This is a genomic window from Priestia sp. HNGD-A6 (assembly GCF_045784335.1).
In the GTDB taxonomy this organism is placed as follows: Bacteria; Bacillota; Bacilli; order Bacillales; family Bacillaceae_H; genus Priestia; species Priestia zanthoxyli.
On record NZ_CP138621.1, the window covers coordinates 1,020,564 to 1,040,851 of the forward strand.

The 20,288-nt window shown below is 32.8% G+C and carries 17 protein-coding genes and 2 pseudogenes; 6 read left to right on the forward strand and 13 right to left on the reverse strand.

Annotated elements, in window-relative coordinates:
• Window positions 1–15: 15 nt before the first annotated feature.
• Together SCI76_RS05205 and SCI76_RS05210 are read left to right on the forward strand one after the other, a co-directional pair.
• Window positions 16–516, forward strand: a complete 501-nt coding sequence (locus SCI76_RS05205; protein WP_407545082.1) for a hypothetical protein — start codon at window positions 16–18, stop codon at window positions 514–516.
• Window positions 517–976: 460 nt separating this feature from the next.
• Complete coding sequence (locus SCI76_RS05210) at window positions 977–1,333, forward strand: DUF4181 domain-containing protein (RefSeq protein ID WP_048021439.1); 357 nt, start codon at window positions 977–979, stop codon at window positions 1,331–1,333.
• Window positions 1,334–2,264: 931 nt separating this feature from the next.
• On the opposite strand, the gene SCI76_RS05215 is transcribed toward SCI76_RS05210, so the two are convergent.
• The 5 genes from SCI76_RS05215 to SCI76_RS05235 all read right to left on the reverse strand — a co-directional run bounded on the left by SCI76_RS05215 (window position 2,265) and on the right by SCI76_RS05235 (window position 6,198).
• The gene (locus tag SCI76_RS05215; protein ID WP_328174772.1) at window positions 2,265–2,399 is read right to left on the reverse strand and encodes a hypothetical protein; all 135 of its coding nucleotides are present in this window, start codon (window positions 2,397–2,399) and stop codon (window positions 2,265–2,267) included.
• Window positions 2,400–2,678: 279 nt separating this feature from the next.
• Window positions 2,679–2,873 (reverse strand): bacteriocin-like WGxF protein, encoded by a 195-nt coding sequence (locus SCI76_RS05220; RefSeq protein WP_407545083.1) that lies wholly within the window; start codon window positions 2,871–2,873, stop codon window positions 2,679–2,681.
• Window positions 2,874–2,887: 14 nt separating this feature from the next.
• Complete coding sequence (locus tag SCI76_RS05225) at window positions 2,888–3,508, reverse strand: ATP-binding cassette domain-containing protein (RefSeq protein WP_243494501.1); 621 nt, start codon at window positions 3,506–3,508, stop codon at window positions 2,888–2,890.
• A complete protein-coding gene (locus tag SCI76_RS05230) occupies window positions 3,505–5,691 on the reverse strand; it encodes a DUF1430 domain-containing protein (RefSeq protein WP_328174771.1) in 2,187 nt (728 codons plus the stop codon). Before SCI76_RS05230 ends, SCI76_RS05225 begins: the two co-directional genes overlap by 4 nt.
• A 72-nt stretch (window positions 5,692–5,763) precedes the next feature.
• A complete protein-coding gene (locus SCI76_RS05235; RefSeq protein ID WP_243494498.1) occupies window positions 5,764–6,198 on the reverse strand; it encodes a lactococcin 972 family bacteriocin in 435 nt (144 codons plus the stop codon).
• Window positions 6,199–6,307: 109 nt separating this feature from the next.
• Here SCI76_RS05235 and SCI76_RS05240 point away from each other — a divergent pair.
• Window positions 6,308–6,852, forward strand: a pseudogene (locus SCI76_RS05240) (MFS transporter); the annotation flags it as partial.
• 205 nt (window positions 6,853–7,057) lie between these two features.
• Here SCI76_RS05240 and SCI76_RS05245 read toward each other — a convergent pair.
• Window positions 7,058–7,891, reverse strand: a complete 834-nt coding sequence (locus SCI76_RS05245) for an STAS domain-containing protein (protein WP_063247040.1) — start codon at window positions 7,889–7,891, stop codon at window positions 7,058–7,060.
• Between the two features lie 299 nt (window positions 7,892–8,190).
• Between SCI76_RS05245 and SCI76_RS05250 the strand changes: the two genes are divergently transcribed.
• Together SCI76_RS05250 and SCI76_RS05255 are read left to right on the forward strand one after the other, a co-directional pair.
• Window positions 8,191–8,385: a hypothetical protein gene (locus SCI76_RS05250; RefSeq protein WP_063247039.1), complete on the forward strand. Its 195-nt coding sequence runs from the start codon at window positions 8,191–8,193 to the stop codon at window positions 8,383–8,385.
• Window positions 8,386–9,544: 1,159 nt separating this feature from the next.
• On the forward strand, window positions 9,545–11,146 hold the full coding sequence (locus tag SCI76_RS05255) for a Na+/H+ antiporter NhaC family protein (RefSeq protein WP_063247059.1): 1,602 nt from the start codon (window positions 9,545–9,547) through the stop codon (window positions 11,144–11,146).
• Window positions 11,147–11,621: 475 nt separating this feature from the next.
• On the opposite strand, the gene SCI76_RS05260 is transcribed toward SCI76_RS05255, so the two are convergent.
• From SCI76_RS05260 to SCI76_RS05290, 7 genes and pseudogenes are all read right to left on the reverse strand, one after another.
• A complete protein-coding gene (locus tag SCI76_RS05260) occupies window positions 11,622–12,722 on the reverse strand; it encodes a GerAB/ArcD/ProY family transporter (protein WP_063247038.1) in 1,101 nt (366 codons plus the stop codon).
• A 256-nt stretch (window positions 12,723–12,978) separates the two neighbouring features.
• Entirely contained in the window at window positions 12,979–14,208 is a 1,230-nt protein-coding gene (locus SCI76_RS05265; RefSeq protein ID WP_221833565.1) for a Ger(x)C family spore germination protein, read from the reverse strand.
• A complete protein-coding gene (locus SCI76_RS05270) occupies window positions 14,198–15,820 on the reverse strand; it encodes a spore germination protein (RefSeq protein ID WP_168760637.1) in 1,623 nt (540 codons plus the stop codon). The genes SCI76_RS05265 and SCI76_RS05270 overlap by 11 nt, the downstream gene beginning before the upstream one ends.
• A 246-nt stretch (window positions 15,821–16,066) precedes the next feature.
• Window positions 16,067–17,605 (reverse strand): MDR family MFS transporter, encoded by a 1,539-nt coding sequence (locus SCI76_RS05275; protein ID WP_063247035.1) that lies wholly within the window; start codon window positions 17,603–17,605, stop codon window positions 16,067–16,069.
• Between the two features lie 83 nt (window positions 17,606–17,688).
• Window positions 17,689–18,315 (reverse strand): PadR family transcriptional regulator, encoded by a 627-nt coding sequence (locus SCI76_RS05280; protein ID WP_063247034.1) that lies wholly within the window; start codon window positions 18,313–18,315, stop codon window positions 17,689–17,691.
• 395 nt (window positions 18,316–18,710) lie between these two features.
• Window positions 18,711–18,821, reverse strand: coding sequence for a DUF3006 domain-containing protein (locus tag SCI76_RS05285; RefSeq protein WP_231099182.1), 111 nt, complete (start codon window positions 18,819–18,821; stop codon window positions 18,711–18,713).
• Between the two features lie 579 nt (window positions 18,822–19,400).
• Window positions 19,401–19,689: pseudogene (locus SCI76_RS05290) on the reverse strand (glutaredoxin domain-containing protein).
• A gap of 284 nt (window positions 19,690–19,973) precedes the next feature.
• Here SCI76_RS05290 and SCI76_RS05295 point away from each other — a divergent pair.
• Window positions 19,974–20,207 carry an alpha/beta-type small acid-soluble spore protein gene (locus tag SCI76_RS05295; RefSeq protein WP_063247033.1) on the forward strand — a complete coding sequence of 78 codons (234 nt, stop codon included), beginning with the start codon at window positions 19,974–19,976 and terminating at the stop codon, window positions 20,205–20,207.
• Window positions 20,208–20,288 lie beyond the last annotated feature (81 nt).

A 20,288-nucleotide genomic window follows, 5' to 3' on the forward strand; every position in this document is an offset into this window, starting at 1 on the left:
GAGGGTTCGTAGTCAATGAAATATAAAAATAATAAGAGTATACTAAAAATGTTAGCTATCATCCTTCTTTCTATAGATCTATTCTTTTATCTTTTAGCACTAAAGAGCCTATACGTTTTCTCTTCAAAGGTTTCGATATATTTTCTGATATTTGTTCTACACTTTATCTATTTATACATAGTCCTTATAACCGTTAGCAAAACAAAAGAGTCTAAAGTGTTTTGGGGAGTAATTGGGCCGTTTTTTATTGTACCTATGGCAATCGTTGGGTGGTTCACGTTCTTTTATACTAATAAAGTTGACTATTATGATCTAAGTTCCCCTAAGAATACCCAAAAACTTATTATTGGTTATTCTAATTGGAGTCTTGGAGAAACTAATCATTACTATGATTTTTATAAACAAACGGAATTCCCTTTGGTGAAAAAACGAATAAATCAAGAACCTCTTCATGTTATGACACGAAATACGGATATGAGCGATTTAAATGTTTTAGGAGCTCATGATGCACAATGAGGAAATGAACAAACAGTAACTTTTACATCTCCATATCTAAATAAGGAAGTAACCTTGAATTTAAAGTAAGTACTTTTTTCTACTTAAACAACAGAGTTGAGAAAAAGCCTGTATCTAAGGAGATCCAGGCTTTTTTCTTTTCTAATTTAGTTAACATGCGTTTGATTATCGGAATCGTACAAAATATGAGCTCTTGATATACAAGGGCTCTTTACCCTTTCATATTTTTCGTCACACAGTTATTTTTTTATTGCATCATCTTCTCCAGTAACATATATTTTAAATCTTTATAAAACTCAATTTTATAACTTTCAATTGCTACTATGTCTTCATTCACAAGTGAAGCCTCTTCTTACTGTTCAATAAAACCTGCCTTAAATCATATGATTAATTCCACAGTAAGTGGATTAATTTAATTAAAATAGAAAAAAATGATATTATTGGATATTAGGAGGTATTTATGTACAAATTTTTGATTTTTATTATAGTAGCGTTTTATATCGCTCATTATGTCGAAAAATACTTAAGAAAAAAGATGCACTTAGAAACCGATCCAGATATTTATAGAAAAAAAGTAAACAGGTGGCACTCAAGAATAGAAGTTGTATTATACATAATATTTTTATTTTCCCTAAGCTATTATAATCAAGTTCCTATGTGGATTATTTTAGCTGCTTTTTGTATTGTTTATCAGGGATTTAATATATTTATGGAATGGAAATTTGCAAGAGAAACAAAGGAACACCTTTTAGCCGTTATCTTCTTCTTCTTTTATTTAGCTTCTATAGGAGTTGGTACTTTGTTAAATGTATTTTAAATAGGAGTTGAATATTATTGCTAAAAACATTTTTATACCTCTTACTATTATTGTTGGAGCAATATTGAATGTTTTCTAATGGTTTATCTATACATACACAAAGAGCTATGTACGTTATAAAAAGCATAGAAAATAAATACACTATAATACATAAGAGCAGGTGGAAATAATTTTTATACCTATATTAGTTTTACTAATTGGTTTGTATCTATTAGTCTCGGGAATTTTAATCATCGTAAAAGATAAAAACACAAAAGGAAAGACTAAAAAAACTTTAGTTTTTTTAGCAGTAGCATCCGATATAGTTACTGATCCAGTGTCGTCTTCGGGGTTCCGTATTATGCTTGGTGCTGTTCTTATAATAGGTGGATTAATTTTATTATAAGAAATACCTATTGGTACATAACTATGTTTCAAAAGGATTCATATCGCTTAACCGGTATGAATCCTTTTTTATTACTAAAAACGTTCGTAAAAGTGCATGGATTCCAGAAGACGTTCGTAATTGTTTTTATAACTTAAGCGAACAATGAAAATAATAGTTTTCCTATATACAAGAAGAGTTTGTAAACGTATACTTTTACGGACGGTTTTTAGTAGGGTAAAGGAGTATAAAAATAGAAATAAAGAGTCGTATACATATAAAATTTTTTTATTTAACTTTAGAAAACTCTTAGAGGTTTTATAAACAAACTAAGACCTTTAAGCTTACTTAAAGTGACTTTATATTATTACTTTACCAGCAATTTTGGTACACAAACTATTTTAAAGTATTAGTAGAAGTTAGATTAATATAGTAGATTTAGTTCGAAGTATTATTTATGTTTAATAATTATGAAGTGTTTATCTATTGGTTTAGTTGTAAAATAGCGAAGAGCAAAAAGGCAAAACATTTTGCTCCCCCTTTTTACTACAATTGAGTTTTATTTCATTATAGCTTTAATTTTTTTAATATTTTCTTTTTGAGAACGTCTTTTTCTTCAGCGGTAAGGTCATATATAACATAATTTTCTATATCTATTTTAACCTTATTTAAATCTTGATAAATCAAATTAGGTTTATTCACTGCAAAAACCACCTTTATAATTTAATATCATTGATAGAATATTGGAAGATTTATCTGAACCTATCAAAATTATTCTTTTTTTGATGGTACTAAATAATTTCGGTATGTCCATTGTTAAAATAGATAACTGTCTTGTCACTATTGTTCGTTTAACTTTTAATTTGTTTCATTAATTCTATATATGCCCTCTAGAATGAGATTGCAACCAGTCTATTCTAGAAGGTATATTACAGAAACATTTTTGCTTTAATTATCTAATTTTTGTTAATATATATTAACCTAATTTCTTTTAGGCTTAAGAAATAAAAAGTTTGTAATTAAGTTTAAAATTAAGAATATAACAATAAAAAGGGTCCAATACTTAGTTAAGCTTGCATAGTCCCACAACATTACTCTATAAATTAGTTTATGCACTAAAATAGTAAAAAGAATTAAAATACAATTAAGCAAAGAAATACTCATTATTTTGATCATGTTATGTCTCCTTATTAATTTAATGTTATAATTCTGTCGGAATTTCCTGCAACTTCTTTATCGTGAGTTACACAGACAATAGTCTTTCCTACTTTTTTAAAATAATGAAATAAGGAAATTATTATATCTTTATTAGAGTTATCAAGATTACCAGTTGGTTCATCAGCTAGAATAATTTTGCAAGGCTTTAACATAACTCGTGCTATAGAAACCCTCTGTTGTTCCCCACCACTTAATTGATACACTTTTTTATTTAGAATTGCAGAAGAAAGTCCTACACTTTCGAGAGTTTCGGCCATCATTTCTTGAGTGAAATTTTGATTATAAGCTTTTGAAATCAACAGATTTTTGGAAACTGTTTCATTTTCCATCAATACATAATTTTGGAATATATACCCATAAATGTAACGTCTTAGATATACTGTTTCCTTTTTATTAGGGTTCATATACTTGTCAATCCTAACGTTACCTGATTCTGGACTATCTAGTAACCCTATTAAGTTTAGAATAGTTGTTTTACCAGATCCACTTGGACCTATTATCGAGACGAACTCACCTTTATCCACATTTAGTGAAAAATTCGACAATATACTCTTATTGTCATATTTTTTATTTACGTTTTCTAATATGATCATGTATGATCCCCTTTTAAGACTTTGTTAATATTTTTCTTAACTAGATAATTGCTTAACAAACTTATGATAATTATATCTATTATTAAAACTGTCGTTAACATTACGAAAATAATATGACGATTAAAAACAGCATAAACTATTAAACCTGACAAGGTATTAGAAATTGAAACAAGCAGTATAACAGTTTTATTTCTTTTCAGGTACGAATATCCAAACAAATATTTGATATTTATTTGATAAATATTTGATTTATAGTAAGACCAAATAAAAATGATAAAAAAGATTGTTGAAGAAATAATAGAGATTATTAAACTGACTATTTTCTGAAATAATAGCCATTTCTGTTGGACAATATCATTCTTATTCTCATCATAAATAGATGATACACTATGTATTTCGGATACCTTGGTTTCATTTAATAAAGGTGAAATATTTGCAAAAGCTTGTCCTTTTGAATTATCCAAAAAGAAAAGGGAAGTTGTAGCATATGCACCTATAGCTGAAGTATCTATAGTATCGTTATATATAATTGCCAATGGATCTTGTATATTATTCTTTTTATCACCAGTATTGCTATCAAATGTAAAATAATTTTGTTTGTTTGCAGTATATATAATATTAATGTTGAGATCAGTTATAGATGTCTTATTTAAGTTATAACCTAAATCCTTATTATACATATTATTAACATCAACTTTTTGGAAATAGAACCATTCTTTATAAGATTCCACAATTGTTTTTTCCATCTTTTTGAATTTAATCGGTACTAATACATTTAGAGTATTTTTACTATCATCTATCTGGGAAGTAACATTTTCTCCATTAATAGTTTTTATAGGATTAACATTCAAATAGTTTCTGTTTATTGTTACACTTCTTCCTTGCGGAGAATAAATTTCTTTCTTATCATTTACATTATATTTATAACTATAAATAGGTTTATTATCCACATAGTTAACTACATTAAAATTATTAGACTTCATTAAAAAGCCATCATTATTAGATTCTAACTTTTTATAGAAATTAAAAAGGCGATTATTTAAGTCTCTATCTAACTTTAAGTTATTATCTATATCCTCGCTAAGTGGTCCTACTTCAACTTTAAATATATTCTGTGTATGTTCCCAATAATGTAGACTATCCACTTTTCTCTTTAAATAATAAAAATTATCTAGAGACATTATTAAAAGTCCAAATAATACTAAAGAAATTACTGTCTTTATAATAAAAGATATCCATTGTATTCTTTGAAAGGGCAGCTTTCCTCTAATATTTCCAGCTGAAGTATTAAATCTTTGTACAAAAATTACACCTAAAAATATAAGAGAAAGAAGTATAACTATAGTCAATGTGTTAGTTATAACAAACAGTAATATATAATAAACTAAGAAATGTAATTGGTTATAAAGTAATACAAACAACAAACCACCTAAAATTAAAGAAATTAGGAATATACACAAAAATTTCGCAAATTTCTTAAAGAGTGAAGAAAGGACTAAGTACTTTGAATATCCCCAAAGTTCCTGTAACAAAATATTCTTTCGATCTTGGATAAGGAAATAGAATAGTACAATAAGGAAGATTATAAAAGAGAGAATTACTACCATTAGTAAGGGTACATTCATTATAACTAGACTGTTAATACCTTTTTCAACCTTCGATATTTTACCGTAATTAGAAAATTCCTTTATAAAATCATCTAGAATATTTTTATTAGCTCCACTTATATAAAAATCATTACTCAGCCCAACATTCTCAAATTCTTTAATATCATAGATATGAATTTGAAATCTAGATAATGGAAATGCAAAAACACCCGATTGTTCAGCGTTTAAAGGATTTAAATTTTCATTAGAAATGTACTTACTCCCTACGGGAAACGAACCTGAAACCAACTGAACTTTCGGATCATTTTCTATATTGGTAGAATATATATTTAAATCAGTATCACTTAAGAAAGTATACTGACTGATATTAACGTCGTTTTGTTTAGAAAACTTCATTAAACCATTTATAAATTTTGAATTATTCATAGATGCTATAGAAGCATTATAATTAATATGTACAACCTGGTTATCATTATATAGAAAATCAAAGAAACGTTTATTATTCAATATAGAATAACTAAATATATTTACTAATATTAATACTAATGCTAGCAATGTATAAAGCAGCTTTTTCACAAAATAGTACTCCTTTTAATAAGTTTAATAAGCCACTAGATGAGTATTAATACTCATCTAGTGGCTTATTAATTATTTAGTTGCCCACCCTGCTTTATTTCCATAAAGAGATGATTTTATTCCTATATTCGCCAATTCTCCTTTTGGCATCCAATCACTACGATTTGTACCTCTATGATTTGATGCACTTGACCTATGAGTTTTTTTTGCGTGTTCATAGTTAGACCAGTGACGGTCTCCTCCCCATTCAACCCAGAATTTCCCCCCTCCAGCGTCAGTCTTTTTAACTGCGGCAGTTGAGTAAGATCCAGAATCTGTAGTAGTAGATGTTGGGAAAATCTTAAAAGTACCAGTTGTATGAGTATCTTTCCAAGCCTCATATTGTTGTTTATAGTTGTCAAGGTTTACTTCTCCAGTATTTCCATCTCCTAGTGAAGCAGCAGATACACCTATTGTACTGCTAATCAGACAACCAGATAATAATAATGTAGAGACAATTTTTTTCATAATTAAATACTCCTTTTATATACATTTTTTACAATCGATTATAATTCTACCATTTGTTTCAAAATAAATAAACAATTTTATCTATTTTTTATATTTTAAACCATAAATTTCAACAGGATTAATGGATACGCACCTTTTTCCTTTTTCACATGATCATGGATTCTCAACAAGTGTTACTTGTGCTGGGGTAAGTATACTTGCTTGTTTTAATATTATAGTATCTTACTATGTATTATTGTGGCTGATCGCTGGAGTAGTCGCAAAATGTTATTCCTTTTATATGGAATGAGGGCAATATCTATTTGTATTCTCTTATACAGTCATAATTCTGCATTATTGCTTATTTTTGCAGTATTATTTGGATTAGTTGACTTTGCAACTGTAGCTCCAACTCAATTACTAGCTACTCAATATTTTAAAGAATACTCCATTGGGTTTATTTTAGGATGGTTATTTCTTAGTCATCAAATCGGATCGGTATTGGGCGCTTATTTACCAGGCTTATTTTATAACGAAACAGGTAGTTATAATATTTCTTTTTATGTTTCAATTATGATCTTAGCAGGAGCACGCATTTTAAACTTGTTACTGCCTGAACCTCGTAAGGTTACACAAAAGGAGAAAATAGATACTCACGAACAACTACAAAGTTAATAAAAAGGTAAGCCTTAATTAACGGCTTATCTTTTTTATTTATTATGACTACCTATAAGAGTGTTTATGTTAACTACAGAAAACGCAAAAAACTACCTTTAAGTACCTAAAGGCTGGTTTGTCGCACGACTTTATCCAATGACACCTGATGGTATCTTATATAGTGTGCTTAGTGTATCTGGCTTTTATACTTAATATAAATAATTTATCCTACTGATGGGATAAAAGAATTTGTATAAGAAACAGCTTGATGTAAGCTAGCAAACGTTTTAATGTGATCAATTGTTATTCCTAAATTGACCATAGTCTGGGCAATCTCTGAACGAATACCACTTAAAACCACACTTACCCCTATTAGTTGTAATCCTGCAATGACTTTAAAGAGCTGATCTGCGACCATCGTATCTATAATAGGTACAGCCGATAAATCAATAATGAGCCATTTTAACTTGTACTCGCTCCCTTTAGATAATGCATTTTCCATCAGTATCTGAGCTCTTTGAGTATCTAAATCCCCTACTAGAGGAAGAATACCTGTTTCTTTTGTCATTTGGACGATAGGTACGGATAACTCATCAATTGCATATTGAGCATGTTTTATTTGTTTTGTGTAATCTTGTAAGTATGATCTACTGACCCACTGGACAGCATCATCTACGATGGTATTAAAATGTGAAATGATTTCATAGAACATGGTAACAGAGAATCTTTTATCGTTTGCTTCGTCTTTAATAATCTCTCCAATAATATCTCTGTAGTAGCTAATTTCATCTAAAGCTAGGTCTAAAGGAAGTCCGCGATTAACAAGTAGATTAGATAAAGTCTCTCCCCATCCCTTAATCATATCAGCAGCAATGTCTTTCTCTACAAGAATAGAGTCAGCATAAATAGTCAGAAGGTCGAGTCGAAAGGTGGTTAATTCTGTATAAACATCATGAAGAACAGCCAGGTTTTGTTTTTTTCTTTCAGCAAGCTCTTCTTTACGTTGTATAATCGCATCTCTAATGGGATGTAGTTGCTCAATAGTTATAAGTTGCATGTTAGATGGCTCCCTTTATCTTTTAGTTATATGGAGGAAACACTATATATTTCTCGTTAAAATAGAAAAAACCTCTAACCGTTTTACGATCAGAGGGCTCTTGTCATTATATCATACTTCGTTTGTTAATCTTTCTTCAGACCATATCATAATTTATATTTGCTAATAAGGTATTATCTATCAATAGAGCATATGATGATACCTAGAAAAATCATAATGGTAACTAGACTTATCTATTATACATAAAGGTAATTTATTGAATAGCTGGCTTATACATTTTTAGAACGGGAGGGTATTATATGCCAATGGTATCTGCAATTTGTGATAACTGTAAAAGCCCTTTCCCTTCAGGAATATCTATAGAGGGATCAGAAATAACTCTTTTGGGAAATACTGCTGGACCATGCCCTAAATGTGGTGGTATGGGTCGTATAACTGATGGTACATTTAATTTTATAGATAACAGCATTGCTAAAAAAGGAAAAAAAGAATAATTCAGGTGTTGCAGATTGTAATGTGTTCCTGAAATCCGTTTTATTTTAATTGAAATTCAATTTAATAATAGGTCTCAAAAACAAAAGAAACTACCCCATCTGCGATAGTTTCTTTTGTAACGCAATCTTATTTTTGATGATTCCATCCATCTTGGGTAGTTTACGCATCAAAACGCATTTCTACTCAAAAAACAAGTTTATTCGCAGTATAAATATGTGTGCACGCGCACTTTTTACTTCTCAACAGGAATAGGGCTGTATCCATTAAGGTAAGTAAGGTCGGTGTAGATGGAAAATAGCAAGAGGCTAATACAAATAGCTCCACCAATTAAGAAAAACAAATATTTGAGTGCTTTTTTCACGTGTCATCTATTCCTTTCAACCAAAAAAGCACCTTCTCTCGAAGATGCTTTTTTGTCTCTTACCATCAATACTTTACAGTGTAATTTTGAAGCTTTAATAAACCTTTAATAGGTTGTTCGTTTTAAGAACATTTGATTCAAAAAGAAGAAACATATTTATCATCAACGATAGAAAACTCTTGGCTTAGATTCGCTCAAAAGTTTTAGGTGATAACGTATTGAGACCTTATGCGATCATTTGCATCATGCTCCAAAACCTAGGTTGTTATGTAACGAAAAGGTAAGATTAGATATAGTGTTGAGAATAGAGTCTTATACAAATGAAGTATCTGTGTCATAGTAAATTGAAAACCAGAAAAAACCACTCCATCTAATTGTTCAGTTGATTTTTCAAGTAGTTTTTTCTGGTTCACGATTTTCAATTTGCAACAGTGAGAATTACCAAACTGACGCTTCACAGCGTCCTTTCTATTTTGGTCCGGTTAAAATATTTTCATACCCATATAAAAGTAAATGCCCCTAAACGGTCTAATTTAGGGGCATTTACTAGCTCAATTCATAGAAAGGTGTGTTGAGTTCTTTTTTTAATAGTATGTTTGCCCTTTAGAACGTATGACAATTTATTAAAAAATGAAAAGCTACCTTTCATAAAGGTAGCTATGTCTACAAGTACGTTAGGTTGTAAGTGGAGCTACAATGCTTCTTAAGTAGTTTGTTCGAAGGATATTGCTCAAATGCATAAGATACCCTCTTTTCAAAAAGAACAAAAAAAAGTGTTTGAAAGAGGTGTTGTTTTTATGGCAGGAACTTGGGCGTGCCTAATTCCATTTATTCTCGTAATTCCAATTTCAATATTGACCAAACAAGTACAGTCTGGTTTATTTGTGGGGCTGTTAGTTGGGAGCTACCTCCTTTATCCGGACATATTAGGTGGGGCTGAACACGTAATTAAATACTTAATTAACAATATTGTTGTCACAAATAATATTCGAATTATTGTTTTTCTATATGCATTCGCTGGGCTAGTAGGGATTATAAAATTAACCGGAGGAATTAAAGGATTTGTTCATTTAATTAGTAAAAAGGTAAAAACAAAAAAGAGTGCCATGATCCTTGCATGGGTTTCCACTCTTGGTACATTCAGCGAGCCTGATTTTCGTATCGTAACGATTGCTCCGATTATGAAAGCATTAAGTAAACGTCTTGGTATGTCTAAAAAGAGAATCGCTTATGCAATTGAATTTACCGCAAACCCAGCTATTGCTTTGATTCCAGTTGCAACGGCTTTTGTAGGGTACATGGTATCCATTATTGGCCAATCCCTCAAAACATCTGGAATCCATGAATCAGCTTACATGGTTTATGTAAAGAGTATACCTTTTAATTTTTTCTCCATTGTCATTATCTTAGTGGGCGTATATTACAGTTTTTTCAAAAAAGAGAAAGAAAACGAAGACGAACATATGGAGAACGCCCAAAAGAATCATCAAGCAAAATCTTTTAATCAAAATGAAAATACAAAACATAAACCACCACACACGACTGTTTTTAATGCTAAAAGAAGCAATTTAAAGAGTTCATTTAACATGGAGGCAGGAACAATCGTTGATGAACCAGATATTCATGGGGAAAGGACGGGAATGTTTGATCGAAACACTCCAAACCATGCGGATCAGCAAGAAGATTTAGATGCAGCTCACCGTGCCTATATTAAGGATACGCCAATACGTCCGTGGAATTTAATTGTCCCTATAGCTTTATTTTTATTGTTAACTCTGTTTCTCAGCTGGTGGGATGGTCATTCCAAAGCAAATGGCTTTTTTAATGCGTTTATAAAGAGCGATATGTTAGGAGTCATGTTAACTTCGTTATTAATCGCTATTATCATAGCATTTGCTATTTTTATCTTTCAGCGATTTCCAGTTAGCACCCTTGTTACCCATTTTGTGAAGGGTGGAAACGAATTGGTTAACGTTATCATTATGTTAGCACTTATTTGGGCTGTAACAGCTGTTTCGGAAGATCTAGGATTTTCCAAGTACATTACTTCTCATTTAACATCTTGGATACCTCATATGTTTATTGCTCCATCACTTTTCATCTTAGGAGCCGTGATTTCCTATTTTATTGGCTCATCGTGGGGAACATGGGGACTTTTAATGCCTCTCGGCGTAACATTAGCAACCCAATCGCATACAAGCATTTTAATGGCAATTGGTGCTGTCTTTGCTAGTGGTACATTTGGAGCATTTGCGTCCCCTCTCAGCGACAACACCGTGACAACCTGTACAGTTTTAGGAATAGATGTAGTTAAATATGCTCGTTCAAAACTTGTTCCAGCACTGATAGCTGCAGGTATTTCTGTGGTTTTATACGTTGGTTTTTCGTTCTTCGGATAGGATTTGGATAAGTAACTATCTATAGATAAAAAACACTAGCCTTAAGCTAGTGTTTTTTACGCTGTAAGCTACATTGTACCAAGTAGAAAAAAGAAGTGTCTTATCATTTACTTATAGTCAACAAGTATCAAGTTTTCTAAGACATGTTTACACTAGTATACCTACATGTCTTGATGCCAGCTTAAAGGTATTTTGCAGGGGACTAATAACTAATGGCAGATAGAATATTTTTTAAATAAGGAGTCTTAAGATAGTTAGTTTTTTCTTAATTGAAAGTATGCATATACACTTAGCGCAATAGATACTGTGACAATGCATGTAAGGGGAAAGAGGATCGTATTGATAAAATGATCATAGAACCACGTATACAGAAAAAACACCTCTCATGATTGGAATTCGCGCTTATAACTAATGTTTCGTAATTATTAGTGGCGTTTGAATTTTTTATTATCCTGAAAATTAGTAAACAAACCTGTTATGCTTTCTGCTTCTTTCTATTTTTCAAGAATGCAACTAGAAAAAGCAGAACCGGAATAATTGCTACGAGAGGAATATGAACAACAAACATTGCCATCTTTAGTCCTTCATAGTTATGTTCTTGAACATTGCTAGCAATAGTAATTGACAAAAAGAGAATGATTAGCCCAAATGGGTACGATAACCTTGATGGCGACTTCACATGAAATAAATTAGCTGCTCCTATTACAGCTGCATAAAATAACAAGCAGATTTTAAAGAAAATAGTGATAATTAAACCAAGCATAAAAAATACATCAAGTCGTTCTAAGAAATCGGCCACCTGGATACTTTCAACTGTACTAAGAAGAGGGAATTGGGAACGTGCAGTTAGATTAACACCGAGCACACTAATATTAATGAGCATCGTAATAACCAAATTAATTCCACTTAACCCGGTTGCACATAACATAGTCACTTTTGCCTTCTTAGGATTGTTCAAATAAGGCAAAATCATCGTAATTACAATAACTTCAGTAAATGGGAAATATAAAGTTTGCGTAAATACCACTTTTAAGACCGGTGATAACCCATTTTCCAAAATAGGCTGTAAATTTTTAAAATCAATTAATCCAGAAGATACAATTAGAATGAATCCACCAATTGCAAGAACATACATAAATATAAAAAGTAGCTCTCCTGATCGAGCAATGACCTCAATGCCTTTTCTAACGGTATAAATGATGACAAGAATTAATAGGGCGTTCGCGATAAATAAAGGTGTATCTGGATAGGCAAAAGTCAATAGCATTTCACCAAAATCACGCAAAACCCTTGAAGCGTCGTACATAAAGTAAAGAATGTAAACAAAGGCTAATATGCTGCCTAATACTTTACCTAAAATTTTTTGCATGTATTGAGTGGGCAAAATATCTGGGTAATAGAGGTAAAGCCTGTGGTAGACCAGCAGTAAAACAAAGCTGACCAACATTCCAAGTAGAATTGCAAGCCATGCATCTTGTTTCGCATCAATTGCAAGAGGAACTAACAAAGCGCTGCCTAGTTCAAATAAGATCATTAATATAAAAAGCTGACTAGCACTAATTTTAGCTTTTTCCATCTAGTTCTCCTCCTTTCCATTTTCCTTTGTTTTTGGATTTTTTTGCAATAGATAATGAATTTCTTATAAAAGTAACAACAGTCTAAAAATACTTTTTTTAGCTAATTAAACGTACTTTATCTCCATATCATTCCTTTTTTTAAAAATCTATCAAAAGAAGAATGACAAAAATCACGATAACAAGAGGTACCATTAAATCACTTCCTAGTTGGTATAGGTCCATTAAAATAAAGAGTTGAATGGCACCTCCCTTTCTTTACTTTTGATTTTCTTTTACTCCTGAAAGGAAAGATTTATTTCGCAAACCAGCTCGACGTATATAGGCCTCCACTGTAATATCCACATCTATTTTTGGAAAATACACATCATTCCATTCTGATTCTAGTTTTTTAAATTGATTCGGTCTAGTACGATGAATTACCTCGCCAAATCCTAGAATATCTGTTCTGTTTTTTTGTGCTCGTCTAATAGCCATCTTTAAGTCTTTTTTAATCTTTTGCCTTACGGATTGTTCCATCTTTGTGATGATCTCTGGATTCGTAATATCAACAGGTACCTCCATATCACCAATATCTCCTTCAACACGTGTATGAACAGAAATATGCGGTTGGCCATTCTTTACTTGCCCAGTGACAATTGTTTTTTGTCTTACAGTTTGGTAAGCAATGGCTTGTTTCTTTCCTTCCCAATCAATATCAACATCAGTACCTTGAACTTTATCAAGGAGCCATACTGTTCCTAGTGCTGGTTTTCCATATAACCAATCGACTAGTTTTCCCTCTTTTAATACTGCAATACCAGAAGCTTGAAGTGTTGCTTCTGGTGCACTTTCCTGAAGGTTATCTAGCTTTTGTGCTTCCTGAGGATTACCCACTAGACGAAAACCTGATACAACGGTTCCTCTTCCAGAAGATTCAAGGCTCTTCATCACCTCTTGGAGGGATGTTTTTAAATTCTCTCCCCATTTTCTTTGTGTAAATTCTAAGGTTTTCAGTATTTTGTTTGCTGGAATCTTATCAACGGGAGTTAGCGTTTTTACAATATCAGCTGCAGAAGAATGATTAGCAATCACAATTGTTGATGTATTCCGAAACTCTGGATCTCGATCTAGACCATCAATTAAGGTATTTAGCCCTTCTTCTTTGGCTAATTTCTCTCCAACTACAACCAAATTTGTATGGGCATAATATAATCGTCGAGAGATTCGTCCGGAAGCTCGTCTACTTGCTTCGACTAAATTATCCCCTGAAGCTGAATAGATTGTAATAGGAGGGCTTTGTGTGCCTCCACCTCCTCCTTGCATTCCTCCTGCAACGTTACCAGGATTAATAATTTGAAGCGTTATGTGATATCTTCCATCTTTTGTTTTATCAATGCCCAGAGCTGCGACAATAGCAAGGTCTGTTAATTCTTTTTTACTCCAACAACTTGTAAGAAATAGTGTCATTGTCGCTATCAATAATAGAAAAATTGCTCTACGCTTCATTGTTGTCACCCTCTTCAAAATCACGATTTACCATATTACGAGATGCAGGAGGACGTGGCTGTTGATCTTCAGCTTCCCGAATCGTGTTAGAAGTAACTAATCGAGGTCTCTGTCTCAACGTCCACCATGGTAGCCTTACAACAGTGTCACCATTGTCAACGGGGATAAAGGGAGCAAATGGAGACATATAAGGAATTCCAAACGACCGTAAGCTAGACAAATGTACAACGATCAGTAGAAGACATAAAATAATACCATAGAAACCAAATGTTGCTGCACCAATCATAAATAAAAAACGAATTAAGCGAGCTGAAATGGCCATATTAAAAGAAGGTGTAGCAAAACTTGCAATGGCTGTAATCGATACAATAATGACCATTGCGGGGGACACAATACTTGCTTGAACAGCTGCTTGACCAATTACGAGAGCTCCAACAATCGAGACGGCTGAACCAATGGCTTTTGGCAAACGTATACCTGCTTCTCGTAAAATCTCAAAGGTTAATTCCATTAGTAAAGCTTCTACGAAGGCTGGAAAGGGAACGGCCTCTCTTTGTGCTGCGATTGCGACAATAAGAGTTGTTGGTACCATTTCTTGATGAAAAGTTGTAACTGCCACGTATGTAGCTGGCGCAATTAGCGAAATCATAAACATCAAAATACGCAAAAGACGAATAGAAGTCGCAATATCAAAACGCGCATAATAATCTTCAGCCGATTGGAAAAACTGTATAAACACAGCTGGTGCAATAAGTACAAAAGGGGTTCCATCCACAAATATAGCAATGCGTCCTTCTAACAGATTTCCTGCTACAACGTCAGGTCTTTCCGTGTTGTATACAGTTGGAAAAGGAGTAGCTGTTTGATCCTCTATCAATTGTTCAATATAACCTGACTCCAAGATGCTATCAATGTCAATTCGTTCTAATCGCTCACGAACTTCATTAACAACTTTATCATTGGCAATGCCATGTATGTACATGAACGTTACATCTGTCTTTGTTACACGTCCAACTTTTATAGATTCCATCCATAAATCGGGAGTCTTAATGATGCGACGTACCATAGCTGTATTTGTTCCCAGGGACTCTGTAAACGCTCCTTTTGGTCCTCGCACAACCATCTCGGTAGTAGATTCCGCAATAGAACGTTTCTCACCGCCTGCTGTACTAGCACTTAACGCTTGTTCTACTCCATCCACTAAGATAAGAGTATCTCCTGCCATTAAAGCTCCAAATAAATCATCAAAATTAGTGATGGGAGATATGTTTCCAATCGTCATTATATCTTTAGAAAACAAATCTATCACATTGTATCGATTTATTTCGTTCTTATTATTATCTTTCATGATAGATTGCAAAATGTACTCTTGAATCGATTGATTGTCTACAATTCCTTCTATATAGACAATTGCCGTTCTCATGTTATAATTTTCTCCTATTTTTATCTCTCGAATGACGACATCTGAACTATTTCCAGTTTTTTGTTTGATTATGTTGAGATTGTCTGACAAAGAAATTTGTATCAATTCTTCTTGATGATTAGTATCTTGGTTCTCTTTATCCTGTGTTCGTTTCTTTTTTTGTTTACGATCTTTAAAAAACGAAGGCATAGATTTAAACACCCTTCTTTTAGTTTTTATTACTTTAACCATATAAGCTGTTTTTATGTAGAAAGGTGTCAGCAGAAAAACTCACGCGGGTCTCATTCATGATTCTTGGAACTGCTTGGTCTCTACTATTCCTTGTGATATTGATTACACATGCATATTAAAATAAAAAAGAAGTTATCAAGGGATAACTTCTTTTTTATTATGAATATCTATAAAGTTATTAACTCTTATTATAACTGAATTACTTTAATTGTTTATTTTCATTTTTTTATTCGACATTTCATTTTCCAGAGATGTTTTTAGTTGTTCTTTGCTCATTATTAGTGCGGCCACAAATGCAAGCACGGTAGGAATGAGCGCCCACATAAATGTATGGGCGATAGAAGAAGAAAGAACTCCTACAATTTTATCTAACACAGGTGCTGGGATATGAGCACGAGCCTCAGGCGCAAGAATTACGCGAGGATCGTTAAATGTTGGGTTGTTGACCATTTGATCTTGTCCTGCAAAAATCTCCTTAAGTTTAGAAGAAAATTCGTCCCGTTGAATGATTCCAAAAATGGTAATACCAAGCGTCATGCCTAATGAGCGAATAAAAGAAACGGTTGAGTTAACGGATCCTCTTTGTGCCGGCTCAAAATGATGAATTGCTGCGTTACTAAGAACAGAGAATGTTGCTCCAATTCCTAGTCCTGTAAGAATCATATAGATTGTAACCAAGAAACGACTTGTATCAGGACTCAACGTTGTTAGTAAGAATACACCTGCTCCTAGAATAATTGTAACGACAATCATAATACTACGATAGCTTAATTTATTCATTAGAAAACCACCGGTTGTGGCTGAAACGACAGAGCCTAACATCATCGGAAGCAATACAAGACCTGAGTTAGTAGCTGTTCCTCCAAGCACACCTTGGATATAGATAGGGATATAAACTGAAGCCGTGATGAATGCCATCCCACTAAAAAGACCCAAGAGGTTACTTGTAGTAAATAAACGAACTTTGAACATTTGAAAAGATATAATAGGATCTTTTACTTTTCTTTCAATTAAAATAAAAGCAACAAATAATACGACAAAAGCAATGAATAAACTTAAGATTTCTCCAGAACTCCACTCATATTTATTACCGCCAAGCTCTAAGGCAAACATTAAGCTGACAATAGAGCCAACCAGAGTTACAGCACCCCACCAATCAATTTTTTGTTTGGTATGCACTGGTGATTCCTTGTAGAAAAATACGATAAATGCTAATGCTAGAAGTCCCAAAGGAATATTCACATAAAATACCCAGTGCCAGTTGATGTAATCTGTAATATAAGCACCTAACAAAGGCCCAAAAATACTCGACAAACCAAAAACTGCTCCAAATAAACCACCTAGTTTACCACGTTTCTCAACAGGAACCGTATCAAACATAATAGTAAAAGCAATTGGGATAAGTGCTCCGCCGCCAATCCCTTGAATTGCTCGGTAAATACTGAGTTGGATAATACTTTCTGCTGTACCACACAAAATGGATCCAATTAAAAAGACGATTAGTCCAAAAATAAAAAACAACTTACGTCCAAACATATCTGAGAGCTTACCGAATATTGGCATTCCCGCCATTTCGGCTACCATATAAGCTGATGTAACCCAGACAAATTTATCGAGCCCACCAAGCTCTCCAACTATAGTTCCCATAGCAGTAGCGACAATGGTGTTGTCCATAGACGCCATTAAAATTGCTAGCAAAAGACCTGCCAGCACTAGCTTTAAATTACCTTGTTTTGCATTCATATTTAATCATTTTTCTCCTTTTGTAACACAATAAATTCTGAAAGTGTGTAAATTCTAAATAACTGAACAAGCACCAGCCAAGGCTAGTCCACTGGTTCTTCTTTAGAATTAAGATATAACGATATCTCGCGTAACCATTCCCAATCCCATTTTAATTTTTCATCTTGAATATCGTCGATGGTAGATTGGATCCATTCTAACTCAGCTAGTGACATAGTTCTCTGATATTCCACCTCAAGTAAGAATAAGCGTGGAATCCCCCTACTTGTCGCTATTTCCATCTGTTTTTCTACGTAAGCTAATGTTTGCTCTAAAGCCAGCACTCTTTTTTGAAGTTGCTCTTTCGCGTCTTCAGGTGTTAAAAGAGGGAGGAAAGAAATAGCAGCTGGAAATTCTAAGAATTCCTGTTTGGGTGTAGAAAGCATTTCTCTTATCCACTCGTACGCAGCTTCTCTCCCTTCTTCTGTTACTTCATAAACAATTAAATCTGGTCTCCCTTCGTTCTGCTTTTTCTCTTGAATGACAACCGCTCTATCGCGATGCAAACGATCAATGGTTTGATAGATGCTATTTCGATAACGAACGTTAATAACTTCATCCTTTCCTCTCTCTTTAATAAGCTGTTGCATACGATATGGATGCATAGGCTCTTCAACGAGGAGACAAAGTATAGCTAAAGCAAGAGGTGATTTTTTAATTTTATTTTTCATAGTTATAATATTACTATTAATAACATTACTAAAGCAAGAGTGAGATAAATCCAATAAGTACGGAGATAGATTTATCAGTTCCTAAAATATATCCCTAACTAATTGACTTAATGTTTTTTTATTTCCAAAAGAATGTATGATGTACTTAAATCTCAAGCCTTAAATGGTTTTATGTAAATAAACAGTTCCCGTAATATGTCATAACAAAAAAGCCGAAACGGTAACTCTCGGCTTTTTGAATCACATGATATCTATATAACTTTGTATACAATTAGTAAGAGCGTTTAATCTTCCCAAACCTCATTTATTAGGTCTTCAATTTCTTTTGAGAGTTTTTTCGTTTCGCTTTTATCAACCTCAACTTTGTCTCCGATGATATAAACCACGTTCCCAACTTATGTATCTCGAGGGAAGATATCTTTAGGGTAGTCCTTTGTCTCGCCTCTGATTTCCACAACAGCAAATCCCTCTTCAAACCGATCAATAATACCTTTTATCTTTTTCATAATTACCTCGATTTTTTAACAGAATAAGATGTTCCATCACCAGTGATAATAATTGTATCACTTTGGTCTGTTCGGAGAATACTTGCTCTAGAATTTTTTAGTAAGTTCACTACTTGAGAAGAGAAATTGATAAAGCCTTAAAAACGCTACTAAACGGTTAATTTATGCTTATCATCATTGTACTAGATTCATGAGTTGAATAAAAAGAGACATTACATATTAGTCGTATAAAATATATAAAAACCTTTTATTTATCTATCTTTTTTCAACTTAAGTCTTGATAATAAGGTCAGTGGTAGGTGCGACAACTGCAGCTCAGCTTACTTCAAAAGTTCGGTAAAAGGTGGCATTTTCTTACGTGAATGTCGAGATTGCAGCATGAAGAAGAGTATCTAAGTATAGAGCTTATATAGTAAAAGGAGAGTGATTTTTACCCTTCTCCTAATTATGTAAATGTAAATGTAGTTGTGTTGACTTATTTTTAGAATTAGAAATATTTACTCTATTACACTGACGAGACCTTGTATTACAAACTACTTTAAAACGTAAGGCATCCGTTAATCGCTCCTCTTTTACCCTCTAATAATCACCTATTACTGCCTGTTCTGTCATCGTGAGAGAACGAAGTTTCCGAGGAATAAAAGCTCTTATCTCTTCTTCTTTATATCCAATTTGCATTATTTTATGATCTTGTAGAAATAATTTCATCTGTACCCTTTTCTGTCATACTAAGAATAGTCTTAATTTCATCTTCTGTAATAGGTTCATACGATAAATTTCTCTCAATATAATCAATTTGATGTTTCTCAAGCCAAGCCTTTGCTTTTCGACAAGAAATACAGCTGGTTGTCGTATATAGATGAATCATTTTTCACACCTCGTCTATATGTATTTTTCAATCTTTAATTAATCAATGTAAATAAAAGTATATAGATTTCTAATAAGTAAAAGCCACTTGTATACTACAAGTGGCTTTTCGCTACGTTGAATACATTAGATGATTCACGTATTATTCCCATCTCTATTGTAGCATAACTTATCTATCTGTTTAATGTATTCTCGTCTTACTACGGCTGCAAACAAGAGGCTGGCAATCTACGGTGTTCTTCCTGCTTACTTGATATTCTTGTTTTATCATCCTTTTTCTCCTACATGGCAAACAACAAAAGCAGCAACAACAACGAATTATTAGTATACGGTGCTGAACAAGCAATCGATCAAATGAAATATGAAATCGCGAGCGAATTTGGTGTAAACCTTGGTGCTAATACAACTGCACCTGCAAACGAATCAATAGGTGGCGAAATCACAAAACGTTTTGTACAAATGACTGAACAACCGCTTGGCAGGGGGATGTTTCTAAGACAATTTTATAATGATGGCTGAAGGAAGAATGGGTATCCATTCTTCTTTTTCCTTATTAAAATTAGACATATATACTTACATTTTAAAATAAAGATTTTGTTA